Raw genomic sequence first — 12,341 nt, 5'->3', positions numbered from 1 at the left:
CAAGGTGCTGGAAATCTTCGAAAGGAAATAAGCGAAGCGCCGTCGAAGAATTCCAGTGCCGCAGGGCCCCGGAGTTTACGGAGGGGTCAGGAGCTTGAGCCGGAGCGGAACCGTATGATCCGCAGGACAGCCACAAAAAACGTCGTAGACAAACAGGTGATGACGGGCAGGAGCCCTGCGACGGACCGGCAGCACCCAACAGCCGGCCTCGAAGCGAAGCGGAGAGGACGCCCAAAGGGGTGCGAGCCCTGCGAGCATGCTTCTCCCCTAACCCCCGCGGATCCCGCGCAGGGCAATTCCCGCCAAGGCGTGCCGCACGCACCAGGTGGGCAACGCCGGCCCCGTGCGGGAACGGCGGTCCGTCGCCGGCAACCACCCACCCTGGCCGGCCACCTGCGGCGGACCGCCCGCCCACACAAAGGCGAACGGCCCACCCTGCTTACGTGGCGCTGTCGGTCTGGCGGGTGTTGAATCGGCGGAAGTTCGCGGCGATTTCTTGGGCGATATCAGCCATCGGTGTTCCCGGCGTGATGGTCTTTTCTTCGTCGGCGGGGAACTCCACCGGTTCGCCGTCGTCGTCGTAGTGGTCCGGGCCGTAGTAGAGCTCAGCGGTGGTGAACTTGGATTCCAGGGGGTTCTTCCAGCTGAATGATCCGGGGCCAATCGTGAATGTGTGGCTGCCTTCGCTCTGAAGGAAAAAGGTGGCGGTGCCTCCGCCGGTTTGTTCGACGTGAAGTTCCAGGCCTTCGGCTTTCATCGCGTCCACCAGGTCACGCGCGGGAAACCATTCGAGTTCTTCGGTGCAGTCGGTCATGGTCTTGTCTCCTCTTTCTGCGGTGGACCGTCCGCCCTCATCAGGGCGCACGGTCCACCTGCTGTTGCTAGTGGAATGTTGAGCGGTGTTCGGCTGCGAACAACACGGCTATGGATTCGTTGTGCCAATCGAGGGCCGCGTACTGCCGGGTGGTGTCCAGTACGACGGGGTTCACGTGAGCCTCGGCGTTGACAGCTTCGGCCATGCCTCGGATGTGCGCGGCGAGGTCTTCGGCTCCGTCGGCGCTGTAGGCCACCGGGGATTTCTCCACGATTGCCGCGAGGGTTTCGAGGAAGACCACGGCTTGGGCGGGGCTGTTGGCGATGCTGCGGGTTTCGGTCATTGTTCCTGGTCCTTTGCTGGTGGGTGGTGCGGTGCCCCGCCTGTGTGGCGGGGCACCGGCTTGTGATGCTGGGTTAGGCCGCTGCGCTTTGGAACGTGGGGGGAATGCGGTAGCGGCTGGGAAGTTCTGCTGCGGCTTCCGGGAGGTCTTCCGGTCCTTGGGCCTGTCCGTTCTTCCAGTGGAAGAACGCCTGCTCACTGATCGCGTCCCACCAACGGGCCTTTGTCCTGTAGAACGTCGTTTTCACGTCGCCTTCGCAGTAGGTGGCCATGCCGAACAGGTTGCCGATCTTGTCGGCGCTGCGGATCCCGGCGACCATGACATAGGGCCACTGGCCCAAGTCCCAGCCGTCACAGCCCCAACTGGGGATCACACCCCAGCCGTGCTCTCCGATGAGTTCCATCCAGTCGTAACCGTCGTTCATGTGGTAATCACGCAGCACGGTTACACCGTGGATGGTTTCGTTGCTGTCTACGGTGGTCACCGTCTCGGTGGTGATTGCGTTCATGTTTTGTTGCTCCTCTGCCGAAGGTTGGGTGAGTGGGGCGGATCAGGTGACCGGCCAGCTTCCCTCTCCCCCAGTTGTTTTTTGTTGCTGGCACGAAGTGCTCTACGGGGCCGACGGAGGCGACTCCTCCCGCCAGGGCAAGGTGCTGGAAATCTTCGAAAGGAAATAAGCGAAGCGCCGTCGAAGAATTCCAGTGCCGCAGGGCCCCGGAGTTTACGGAGGGGTCAGGAGCTTGAGCCGGAGCAGAACCGTATGATCCGCAGGACAGCCACAAAAAACGTCGTAGACAAACAGGTGATGACGGGCAGGAGCCCTGCGACGGACCGGCAGCACCCAACAGCCGGCCTCGAAGCGAAGCGGAGAGGACGCCCGCTAACTGGCTGGAGCGCAGCGGAGGCCAGGTTCCCTGAAAGTTGTCAGAATGGATTGGTACGGTGGGTTTCGTCCCGCCTGGTCCCCCACTTGGCGGGACACTTTTGTCAGAGGAAGGGATATGCAGTGGGACTACGAAGCTGGCTCAGCCAACACCTGAGACCGACTGCAGCTGGATCCGCCGCGCTCGCAGATGCGGCGCCCATGGAACGCGAGCATTTGAGTCCTGGCCAGCTGGCTGAGTTGGAAGCTGCGCGGGCTGATTTGCGGCTGGCTATCCAAGAGTCAGGGGTGACTTCCCTCCGTGCCTGCACACGCGACGGAAGCCGGTGGGAAGAGAACCTGGACTCCGTGCGAGCCATGACGGCCGTGATAGGAAGCACGCAGAGGGACATAGCCGGAGACTGAGTGCCCCAGCCGCGAACGGGGGTTTCACGGCCCGGAGCGAAGCGGAGGGCGATCCTGTGGAAGCAAGGAGGGGTGAACCGTGAGCGAGTCCATCCCAGCTGCGCTGCAACCGCCGGTTGCCGTTGCCCTGGCGAAACTCATCAAGACATTCCCCGGCCCGGGCGCATTGCCGGGCGTCCTACACGCGGAACCCAAATGGGACGGATTCATTCACTGGACTTCGTCAAGTCGTTCCAGACTTTGACTCCCAAAGTGGGCCTATCCTTGGTGCATGCCACCAGCCGATCAAGTGGTTCTGGTTGGACTTCGGCCGCCGGTCGAGGTTGTACTAGCGAAGGCTGTGAGGGGTATCCCTTCGGCTTCGGCGTTGCCCGGTGTGACGCTTTTTGAGCCTAAGGTCGATGGGTACCGGCTCGTCATCTTCCGCGCAGAGGGACGGTCTACCTTATGGTCCCGCCACGGCAAGGAGCTAACGAGGTACTTCCCCGAGCTAGTGAGCGCGACAGTAGAAATGATCCCCGATGGCTGCGTAATCGACGGGGAAGCGGTGGTCTGGTCGGAGGGACGGCTGAACTTTGAGGCGCTGCAGAGGCGGTTGTCGGCTGGTCGCGCAGGACTCCTCGCCATTGTCAGTGCGCAGCCGGCCGGTTTCATTGGCTTCGATGTCCTTGGAGTGGCAGGCCATGATGCCCGGAACCTCCCGTTGAAGGACCGGCGGGCACTGTTGGAAGAGCTGGCAGCAGATTGGGTTCCTCCCCTCGCTGTGTCGCCTCAGACAACAGATCTGGAGATGGCCAAGGAGTGGTTCGAAGATCGGGCAGCTGCCCGGTACGAAGGACTGGTGGCCAAGAGCAGTATCCAGCCCTACTTGGGCGGGAAGAGAATCTGGTTGAAATCCAAGAAGCGGTCTGAGCTGGACGTTGTCTGCGGAGCCGTTATCGGGCCTATGGACCGGCCCACTGAGATCGTGGCAGGTCTGCCCATTGCTGACGAGTTGCGCATCGTCGGGCGCAGCTCCCCGCTGAAACCGGCAGATAGCCGTGCTTTGTCCCGATGGCTCCGCCCGCCGGTAGGAACTCATCCCTGGCCTTCCACGGTCAAAGGGACCACCCTTGACCGATTCAACCGCGACGCATCCCCCGTGGAGCTGACGCTTGTGGAACCTGTCGTCGTTGAAGTCGCCGCCGACGCTGCGTGGTCGGGACGTTCATTCCGGCACACCCTCCGCTACCTCAGAGTCCGTCCGGACTTGAATCCTGCGGAGGTTGACCTTCCCGCACAGCTTAAAAAGTAATGGCCTTCCGGACGCGTAAGAGGCCCGCCTGGTTGTTGCCAGACGGGCCTTACGGGTGAGTCGGGGTCGCAACCGACGCTTCCCTAGTGAGAGTTGCCCGCGGTGGTGACTGGGGTGAGGACCATGTCATCGACTTTTGGCAGCGCTTGCTTGAGACGATGCCCGGCGTCGTGGGTGATTTCTTCCGCCCTGGCCAAATCAAGTCCGCTCTCGACCATGAGCGTCGCGGTTCCCTGCAGTCGGTGCCCGGACCAGCGCAGTTGGAGCCTGGGAACACTAAGGACACCGTGTGTAGCCTCCAGTGCTTGCTGGGCAGTGTCGAGCAAATCCGGTTCGATACCGTCCATCAGCCGTCGTCCGATGCTGCGAACGGTACCCCACAGTAGGACGAGGATGGCTGCTGAGATCAGCAGTCCGACAATGGGGTCAGCCAATGGGAAGCCCAGCATGACACCCACGGCTCCGAAAACGACAGCCAGAGACGTGAAGCCGTCCGTGCGGGCGTGAACCCCATCAGCTACCAGCGCGGCCGAGCCGATGCGGCGGCCCACGCGGATCCGGTAGATCGCCACTGCCTCGTTTCCGGCGAACCCGATAAGCCCTGCGGCGAAAACCCACCAGAGGTTGCTCAATGGCTGAGGATTCAGAAGCCGCTCAAATGACTGCCATGCTGCCACGACAGCAGACAGGGCAACCACCGCAACAATGAACAGCCCTGCGAGGTCTTCGGCCCGTCCGAACCCGAAGGTGTAGCGGCGGGTCGCGGCGCGCCTTCCCAGGATGAACGCGACCCACAGCGGTACGGCCGTCAGCGCATCGGAGAAGTTGTGGATAGTGTCGGCCAGCAAAGCCACCGACCCGCTGATGAGAACGACCAGGAACTGCAGAACCGTGGTAGCCAGCAGCAGGAAAAGGCTGATTTTTAAGGCTTTGATACCTTCAGCACTGGCTTCCATGGCATCGTCGATGGAATCGGCGGCATCGTGGGTGTGCGGAACAAAGAGCTCCACCAACCATCCCTTTATCCCGGAATGATGGTCGTGGTCGTGATCGTGATCGTGATGGTGGCCGTCGCTGTGTGGCGCGTGCTGGTCGCTGACCGGGCCTCGGGTGCTCATGATGTAGCCCCCTTCTCGTTCCTGTGATGGGCAGGGTCCCCGCCAAGGGCGTGTTCAGCCTGGAAGATCGCATCCGCGACCAGCTGACGGGCGTGCTCGTTCTCCAGCCGGTACAGGACCTTGGTTCCGTCCTGCCGTGTGGAAACCATACGGGCCAAACGCATCTTGGCCAGATGCTGGGACACCGCAGCGGGGGGCTTCCCGATCAGTTCAGCCAATGCTCCCACGGCCATTTCGCCGTCCCTCAAAGCAAGGATGATGCGCACCCGGGTCGCGTCGGCGAGCATGGCGAAGACCTCCACGGCAAGCTCCACGTATTGGCTGTCCACCCCCAGAGAGCACATTCTGTTATCTGCATTCATACGCAGATAATGACATAACCTGTCGGCCTTGGACAAGCTGCGATGCGACGTGTGACGCCCTATAGGAGGCATCGCGCCGAAGGCGAATCATCCGGTTAACCAGCCACTCTCCCAACAAGGGTCACGTGCCCTCACGGTCGGCTGGGGGGTGCTGAGCTTCTAGTGATGGTCCTGGCCGGCGCCATGCTGATGCTCTGCGCTGCCGGCAATGCCAGCTTCCGCAGCGAGATGTCGCCACCCCGCATCGCTAAGTGCGTGGTAAGCGACGTGAAGTTCCCGCGCGGGTTCAGCCACGGCGTCGAGGTCCCGCCGCTCCAGCACGGCAACCAGATTATCGGCCGCTGTCCCGAACCTCTCCGAGGCCTGGTGAAGGCCTGCGGGCCAGGCAGTTACCCCCGCTGCGATGCGGGCGTTGCGGATGAGTGGCGCCCAGTTCCGGTCGATCGTTGGTTCTGGGCCGGTGAGGGTCCTGGCGATGCCATGGAATCCGACGTTGTCGATGTGGGTCAGGGCTGCGAGCAGCCCCGCGATGGAGTCTGTGCGCTCAGTGTCGGGGTGATCCACGACGGCGTCCTTTCACGGCCTTCTTTCTCAAGAATGCCCCGTAGCGGCCGAAGGCTCAAGCCTCTTTTGGAACTGCCTTGGACCTCTGGGCTTTCAACGGGATCCTTGCATCCGATACCCCCAGGGGGTATATTCAGGGTGTTGTCAGTGAATAGCGTGTCGCGGAGGGCTTTGCTCCCTCTTTACTGCCGTTCAACCACAGCTCCCATCGCACCTTTTCTGCAATGAATGGAACTGACATGCAAACACCATCACGCACCGAACTGCCCTTGACCGCTTCTTCTTCGGGCTGCGGTTGCTGCTCCACCGAGCTTCCCTCCGCTCCGGCCACTGAAACGGGCGTGGAGTACGGCGTTGAAGGATTGACTTGCGGCGGCTGTGTGGCCAGCGTTCAGCGTTCGGTCTCCGCTGTCGACGGCGTCGAGTCCGCCAGCGTTGATCTTGTCCCGGGCGGGGTTTCGCGCCTGATCATTACCGGATCCGCCGACCCGTCTGCGGTCAGGGATGCCGTTACCTCGGCTGGCTACAGCCTGGCCGGCAGCTAGTCCACACATCACGGCACTGCGCGCCCTGACCCGGGCGCGGCCGTCACTGGAGGAGCACACCATGACACAGCACTCCCATCACCACACTCATCCTGCGCCTGTCGGCGACGCCGAACCGGACCTCGCCGCCGCGGAGCAGGCCACCAGCGCGGCACCACCACATCAACACCACGCCCATCAAGGGCACGACATGCCCGATGATCACGCGGTGCACAGCCATGGCCAGCATGCCGGTCACAGCACGGCCATGTTCAAGGACAGGTTCTGGCTGACCTTGGCCCTGTCGGTTCCGGTGGTCTATTTCAGCCCGATGTTCGGCCATCTTCTGGGGTATATGCCTCTGGAGTTCCCGGGCTCGTCCTGGGTACCGCCGGTACTGGGGACGGTGATCTTCCTCTACGGAGGACAGCCGTTCCTCAAGGGCGGGGTCAATGAACTGAAGAACCGGCAGCCGGGCATGATGCTGCTGATCTCCATGGCCATCACGGTCGCGTTCCTCGCTTCTTGGGCCACCACCTTGCGGATCGGGAACTTCGATCTGGACTTCTGGTGGGAACTGGCGCTGCTCGTGGCCATCATGCTGCTGGGGCATTGGATCGAAATGCGTGCCCTCGGCTCAGCCCAAGGGGCTCTGGACGCGTTGGCGGCACTGCTTCCTGACGAGGCCGAACGCGTCACCGGCACTGGCGTCGAAACCATCCCGGTTTCCGAACTGGCAACCGACGATATTGTTCTGGTCCGGTCCGGGGCGCGGATGCCCGCCGACGGGACGGTCGTTGACGGGCAGGCCGAATTCGACGAATCCATGATCACCGGTGAATCCAAGACGGTATTGCGCTCCACCGGTGATCAGGTGGTGGCCGGAACTGTGGCCACCGACAACACGGTCCGCGTCAGGGTCACCGCCGTCGGCAGCGACACGGCACTGGCCGGCATCCAACGGTTGGTTGCCGAAGCGCAAGCTTCCTCGTCCAAGGCCCAGGCCCTCGCGGATCGGGCAGCGGCGTTCCTGTTCTACTTCGCCACGATCGCCGGCGTGATCACCTTCATCGCCTGGGCGTTGCTGGGCAGCCTGCCCGACGCTGTCACCCGCACTGTCACGGTGCTGGTGATCGCCTGCCCGCACGCGCTCGGCTTGGCCATTCCGCTGGTGATCGCCATCTCCACGGAACAGGCCGCGAAGGCCGGGGTGTTGATCAAGAACCGGATCGCCTTGGAGCGGATGCGGACCGTGGACGTCGTTCTGTTCGATAAGACCGGCACCTTGACCAAGGGCGAACCCGAAGTCCGGAACACGACCACGGTCGACGGCGGGTCCGCCGAGGAGTTGCTTGCCTTGGCCGCGGCAGTGGAGTCCGACAGCGAGCACCCCGTGGCGCGGGCCATTGTCCGCGCTGCCCAGGGCAAGAACCTAGTTCTGCCAGCCGCGACGGGTTTCACGTCCATGACCGGCCGGGGCGTGCGCGCCACGGTCAATGGCCGCACCGTCCAGGTCGGCGGCCCGGCATTGCTGCGCGAGCTGGGACTGGACGAACCGGAATCCCTGGCAGCTTCGACCAACGAGTGGATGGGCCGGGGAGCTGCCGTATTGCACGTCATTGACGGGGAGACGATCCTGGGTGCGGTCAGTCTTGAAGACGCGATCCGTCCCGAATCCCGGCAGGCTGTGGCCGCGCTGCAGAGCAGGGGCATCAAGGTCGCCATGATCACCGGCGACGCGCAGCAGGTCGCCACGGCGGTGGGCGCGGAGCTGAACATTGATGAGATTTTTGCTGAGGTGCTTCCTGCCGATAAGGACAAGAAAGTCGCTGAGTTGCAGGCCCGCGGCCTGAAGGTGGCCATGGTCGGGGACGGGGTCAACGACTCCCCGGCACTGGCCCGGGCAGAGGTCGGCATCGCCATCGGCGCCGGCACCGATGTGGCCATGGAATCGGCCGGGGTGATCCTGGCCGGCAACGACCCCCGCGCCGTGTTGTCCATGGTGGATCTGTCCAGGGCGAGTTACACCAAGATGTGGCAGAACCTTGTTTGGGCCACCGGGTACAACGTCATCGCCGTCCCCCTGGCGGCCGGTGTCCTGGCTTTCGCCGGGATCGTATTGTCCCCCGCGGCAGGGGCGGTGCTGATGTCGGTCTCCACCATCGTGGTCGCCCTCAACGCACAACTGCTCCGCCGGGTGAAACTGAACCCCTCGCAGGTTCGTTGACGACGTAGTGCCACCGGCACCGACGCACCAGTCCCACCGGGACCAGGCGTCGGTGCCGGTAGCCTTGAACCAACCAGTACTGCAGGGAGGAGGACCAGCATGGCCGCGCAACGGACCACTGCCGGATCCGCCTTGCTCACCGGAACACTGCTGGCCGCGGTCCTGGCCATCATCACCGGAATCCTTGGCATGCACGTCATGACCGGCACTCACTCGGCACACTCGGCCGCGGCGGTTCCTGCAGACGCTCCGGTCATGGCGACGCGAGTTCTGGCCACGTCGGGACACCCGTCCGGCCATGCCAGCCATCAGCAGTCCGCATCCTCCGGGGCTGCCGCCTTGGAGGAGCTGCCCGCCTCCCTTGGTGCAGCCTCACCGGCCCAGTGCTCCTGTTCAGGGAATTGCCCCAGCGAACACTCCATGACTGCGGCCTGTATCCCCTCGGCCGCGGCCGGCGTCCTTGCCGCTCCGGTACCCGCCGAAGCGCCTTCGATCACAGCTCCTTCGCCGGCTTCCACCTTTATGGCCTGGAGTCTGTGGTCCTACCGTCCCGGCGGTCCTTCACCGGGTGAACTGTCCATCAGCAGAACATAGACGTTATCCGCCCGGCCAAGGCCCGGCGGCCTTACCCTGCGACCGGAACCCAACACCTGTCTTTCCGGCGCGTCTTTGATGGATTTGCCCAGCCCTTTCAGGGACGCCTTCGCGTCCCCGAAAACCCTTTTGAAGGACTTGATCATGATGAACACCAACAAGTTTGTGCCCCTGGCAGCTACGGCCGTCGCCGCGGTGATCGCCCTTGCAGGTTGCGGTTCCTCCGGCGGTTCCGGTTCCTCCGGGACCTCCATGCCGGGAATGGACCACGGCAACAGCTCATCCAGCCCATCCACCGCTACCGCGAACGCCGCTGCCCACAACTCTGCAGACGTGATGTTCGCCCAGATGATGATCCCGCACCACGCCCAAGCCGTGGAGATGAGCGAGATGATCCTCAAGAAACAGGACATCCCTGCCGAGGTCACCGCCTTGGCCACCCGCATCAAGGACGCCCAGGGTCCGGAAATCGAGAAAATGACCGGCTGGTTGCAGGGTTGGGGCGAGTCCACTCAGATACCCACCGGGCACAGCATGGACGGCATGATGGGCGCTGAGGACATGACGAAGCTCGAAGCCGCACAAGGTGTTGAAGCCACGAAACTGTTCCTGACCCAGATGATCGCCCACCACGAGGGCGCCGTCACGATGGCCAGGACCGAATCCACGGACGGCAAAGAACCCGCAGCCGTTCAACTGAGCAAGGACATCGTCAGCGCCCAGGAAGCCGAGATCAAGGAAATGCAGACACTGCTGGCCAGCCTCTAGCCCGCTCCCTCCGGCCCCGCCCACGGGCGGGGCCGGAGTATCCGCATTCCTCTACCCCTTGGAGCTTTCCCATGCACTCTTTCACCCGCGCTGCCTCACGACGCGGCGTTCTACTTTCCGGCGCGGCGCTTGTCCTCACCATGGCAGCCTGCACCCCGGCCAGCCCACCCACGACCACGACCCCATCCATTGAACTAAGCGGCAAGGCCCTGCCCAGCAGTCACGTCCACGGTTTGAGCGTTGGTCCCGACACCAGCCAAGTACTCCTGGCTACCCATGACGGGCTCTTCGACGTCACTAAACAACCCGCCGCCAAGATCGGTGGCACGAACGACCTGATGGGATTCACCGTCGGGAGGGACGGCGTCTTCTACGCCTCCGGACACCCCGGCGCAGGTTCGGACCTGCCCAACCCGCTCGGGCTCATCAAGTCCTCCGACGGCGGGCAGACCTGGGAGAAACTCTCCCGGCAAGGTCAGTCGGACTTTCACGCCATGACAGCCACCAAAACCGGAATCGTCGCATACGACGGAGAGCTGCGTCACAGCCCCGACGGAAAGGCATGGAACACTGTGGCGGCGGGGTTCGCACCCGCGGTGTTGGCCGGCCACCCCGACAGTGACACGATACTGGGAACCACCACCGCGGGAATCCAGCGCTCCACCGATGGTGGAGAGACCTGGTCTCTTGATAAGTCCGCGCCGGTAATCCAGTACGCCGCCTTTGCGACGCCTGTTGAGGCCGCTGGGGTCGCCCCTGACGGAACCACCTACTACTCGGCAGACGCCGGAGCGAGCTGGACAAAGAAGGGCCGGATCGAAGCCGAAGTGATGGCCATAGCAGCGGTTAAGGGCGCAGATGGCAACCCGTGGGTGTGGGTTGCCACCCCTGATGGGGTTGTTGTTTCCACGGACGGTGGCACCACTTTCCGCCCCATGGACGCTGCCTGACCATTGACCGCGCTTCCGGGCGAAACGGAGGCCCGCTGGTATCTGGCGGGCTACGTGGACCGGGTCTAGGGTGGGCGTGATGGCCGGGCAGGCCGACCCTCGCACCCACCCCGGACAGGAGCTGGCGATGACCCACCACATCAGCGCAATGATCGATTCCCACCCCAAGCCAACAACCATCGCGGACAGGGAGAAGCTGGCCGAATGTATTGCGGCTTGCTTTGAATGCGCCCAAGTATGCAGCCCCTGCGCCGATGCCTGTCTTGGTGAAGACATGGTCGCCGAGCTGACCACCTGTATCCGCACGGACCTGGACTGCGCCGATATCTGAGCCGCGACGGGCGCTGTCCTCAGCCGCCAAACCGGCACGAGCACGGAGATTGTCCGGGCAATGCTGGAAGCCTGCAGGACTGCTTGCGCCGTTTGCGCCGAAGAATGCGAGCAGCACGCCAGCATGCACGAACACTGCAAAATATGCGCGGAGGCCTGCCGGCGCTGCGAGGCCGCCTGCGCCGATCTTCTGGCCACACTGGCCTAGTCTCAAGTGCCAGGGGGCTGTGCCTCGGGCCGTAGCCCGGTCATGGTGATCTCAACGAGTCGCCCCACAGCAGAAGGGGCCATCCCCGCTGCCGCCCCCAAGGCGTGCAGGCAGTAAGCCGCCAACGCCTCAGGGGCAGTATCATTCCGGACCACGCCCTCTTTCACGCCCTCGGCCAGCAGATCTGCCAGGAAAGCAGTGAGGTGTTCTTCGGCGTGGCCGAGGTGTGGACGGGCATGCAGCCGCACCGCCTGGTCACTGCCGCGTCCGGTATGAGCAATCAACGCGTACGCGCCCAGGACCTCTTCGAGCTTCCGCCATGGATCCCCGGCAGTGCTGTCCTTGATCCGGGCGAGCTGCTGCAGGTGGGAGCTGATGTGACGTTCATGCCAGGCATCCAGGACCGCCTCAACATCAGGAAAATACTTATACAGCGTCGCCCGTCCGATACCGGCGTCCTGGGCGATTTGCGACATCGTCACCGCAGCCACTCCCCGGTCGGAAACCAAGCCTGCAACCGCATCCAGAATCGCACCCCTCACGGCCCCTCGATGCTCTTCGATGGTTTCATTCCACAGCTTCGGCATGCACAGATCATACGCTCCGTCGCTACTTAGACAGATTGACTCTGTCGAGACATACTGTCTCGTAAAGTAGTTGCAGCGTAAGGGACCCGGCTTCAGGAGAGCACAATGAGCAAGGAATTACGACCTCCGGCAGGAGATCAGGGCAAAAACCTGGAGACGTTCACCGGGCCGCCGCGCTGGGTGAAAGTCTCTGCCATCGTCACTGGCATCCTGCTTTTGGTTGTCGTGGCCGTCATGATCCTCAGCGGTGGAGAGCACGGACCGGGAAGGCACGGATTCGGGCTCGGCACTCAGGAGAGTTCAACAAGCGCAACATCAGGAGGCCGCCCCGCCAGACCGGGGTTCTTTGTTGGTGCAGTGTGATCCGCTG

Annotated in this window: 14 protein-coding genes and 1 pseudogene; 8 read left to right on the top strand and 7 right to left on the bottom strand. The window is 63.3% G+C overall.

Annotation, left to right across the window (positions count from 1 at the left end; genetic code table 11):
• Positions 1 to 439: 439 nt before the first annotated feature.
• The 3 genes from HAV21_RS20955 to HAV21_RS20945 all read right to left on the bottom strand — a co-directional run bounded on the left by HAV21_RS20955 (position 440) and on the right by HAV21_RS20945 (position 1,665).
• Complete coding sequence (locus HAV21_RS20955; protein WP_166843016.1) at positions 440 to 814, bottom strand: hypothetical protein; 375 nt, start codon at positions 812 to 814, stop codon at positions 440 to 442.
• A gap of 67 nt (positions 815 to 881) precedes the next feature.
• Positions 882 to 1,157: a hypothetical protein gene (locus tag HAV21_RS20950; RefSeq protein ID WP_166843015.1), complete on the bottom strand. Its 276-nt coding sequence runs from the start codon at positions 1,155 to 1,157 to the stop codon at positions 882 to 884.
• Between the two features lie 73 nt (positions 1,158 to 1,230).
• Positions 1,231 to 1,665, bottom strand: a complete 435-nt coding sequence (locus HAV21_RS20945) for a hypothetical protein (RefSeq protein ID WP_166843014.1) — start codon at positions 1,663 to 1,665, stop codon at positions 1,231 to 1,233.
• Positions 1,666 to 2,716: 1,051 nt separating this feature from the next.
• On the opposite strand from HAV21_RS20945, the gene HAV21_RS20940 reads away from it, so the two are divergent.
• Positions 2,717 to 3,739 carry an ATP-dependent DNA ligase gene (locus tag HAV21_RS20940; protein WP_166843013.1) on the top strand — a complete coding sequence of 341 codons (1,023 nt, stop codon included), beginning with the start codon at positions 2,717 to 2,719 and terminating at the stop codon, positions 3,737 to 3,739.
• An 83-nt stretch (positions 3,740 to 3,822) separates the two neighbouring features.
• Here the strand turns inward: HAV21_RS20940 and HAV21_RS20935 are convergent, their stop codons facing one another.
• The 3 genes from HAV21_RS20935 to HAV21_RS20925 form a co-directional block, all read right to left on the bottom strand.
• Positions 3,823 to 4,857, bottom strand: a complete 1,035-nt coding sequence (locus HAV21_RS20935; protein ID WP_166843012.1) for a cation diffusion facilitator family transporter — start codon at positions 4,855 to 4,857, stop codon at positions 3,823 to 3,825.
• Positions 4,854 to 5,219 (bottom strand): metalloregulator ArsR/SmtB family transcription factor, encoded by a 366-nt coding sequence (locus HAV21_RS20930; RefSeq protein WP_166843011.1) that lies wholly within the window; start codon positions 5,217 to 5,219, stop codon positions 4,854 to 4,856. Before HAV21_RS20930 ends, HAV21_RS20935 begins: the two co-directional genes overlap by 4 nt.
• A 159-nt stretch (positions 5,220 to 5,378) precedes the next feature.
• The gene (locus HAV21_RS20925; protein WP_166843010.1) at positions 5,379 to 5,783 is read right to left on the bottom strand and encodes a hypothetical protein; all 405 of its coding nucleotides are present in this window, start codon (positions 5,781 to 5,783) and stop codon (positions 5,379 to 5,381) included.
• Between the two features lie 239 nt (positions 5,784 to 6,022).
• Here HAV21_RS20925 and HAV21_RS20920 point away from each other — a divergent pair, with 239 nt between their 5' ends.
• The 6 genes and pseudogenes from HAV21_RS20920 (at position 6,023) to HAV21_RS20895 (ending at position 11,384) form a co-directional block, all read left to right on the top strand.
• Complete coding sequence (locus HAV21_RS20920; protein WP_166843009.1) at positions 6,023 to 6,328, top strand: heavy-metal-associated domain-containing protein; 306 nt, start codon at positions 6,023 to 6,025, stop codon at positions 6,326 to 6,328.
• Positions 6,329 to 6,389: 61 nt separating this feature from the next.
• Positions 6,390 to 8,534, top strand: a complete 2,145-nt coding sequence (locus HAV21_RS20915; RefSeq protein WP_166843008.1) for a copper-translocating P-type ATPase — start codon at positions 6,390 to 6,392, stop codon at positions 8,532 to 8,534.
• 99 nt (positions 8,535 to 8,633) lie between these two features.
• Positions 8,634 to 9,128, top strand: coding sequence for a hypothetical protein (locus tag HAV21_RS20910; protein WP_166843007.1), 495 nt, complete (start codon positions 8,634 to 8,636; stop codon positions 9,126 to 9,128).
• A gap of 144 nt (positions 9,129 to 9,272) precedes the next feature.
• A complete protein-coding gene (locus HAV21_RS20905) occupies positions 9,273 to 9,896 on the top strand; it encodes a DUF305 domain-containing protein (RefSeq protein ID WP_166843006.1) in 624 nt (207 codons plus the stop codon).
• A gap of 71 nt (positions 9,897 to 9,967) precedes the next feature.
• On the top strand, positions 9,968 to 10,846 hold the full coding sequence (locus HAV21_RS20900) for a F510_1955 family glycosylhydrolase (RefSeq protein WP_166843005.1): 879 nt from the start codon (positions 9,968 to 9,970) through the stop codon (positions 10,844 to 10,846).
• 127 nt (positions 10,847 to 10,973) lie between these two features.
• Positions 10,974 to 11,384 (top strand): annotated as a pseudogene (locus HAV21_RS20895) (four-helix bundle copper-binding protein).
• 2 nt (positions 11,385 to 11,386) lie between these two features.
• On the opposite strand, the gene HAV21_RS20890 reads toward HAV21_RS20895, so the two are convergent.
• The gene (locus HAV21_RS20890; protein WP_166843004.1) at positions 11,387 to 11,971 is read right to left on the bottom strand and encodes a TetR/AcrR family transcriptional regulator; all 585 of its coding nucleotides are present in this window, start codon (positions 11,969 to 11,971) and stop codon (positions 11,387 to 11,389) included.
• 105 nt (positions 11,972 to 12,076) lie between these two features.
• On the opposite strand from HAV21_RS20890, the gene HAV21_RS20885 reads away from it, so the two are divergent.
• Positions 12,077 to 12,334: a hypothetical protein gene (locus tag HAV21_RS20885; protein ID WP_166843003.1), complete on the top strand. Its 258-nt coding sequence runs from the start codon at positions 12,077 to 12,079 to the stop codon at positions 12,332 to 12,334.
• Positions 12,335 to 12,341: the final 7 nt, after the last annotated feature.

The organism is Paenarthrobacter sp. MSM-2-10-13 (assembly GCF_011605365.1).
Classification (GTDB): domain Bacteria; phylum Actinomycetota; class Actinomycetes; order Actinomycetales; family Micrococcaceae; genus Arthrobacter.
Note: the sequence above shows the minus strand (reverse complement) of the source record. Positions and strands in the feature narration are given on the sequence as shown.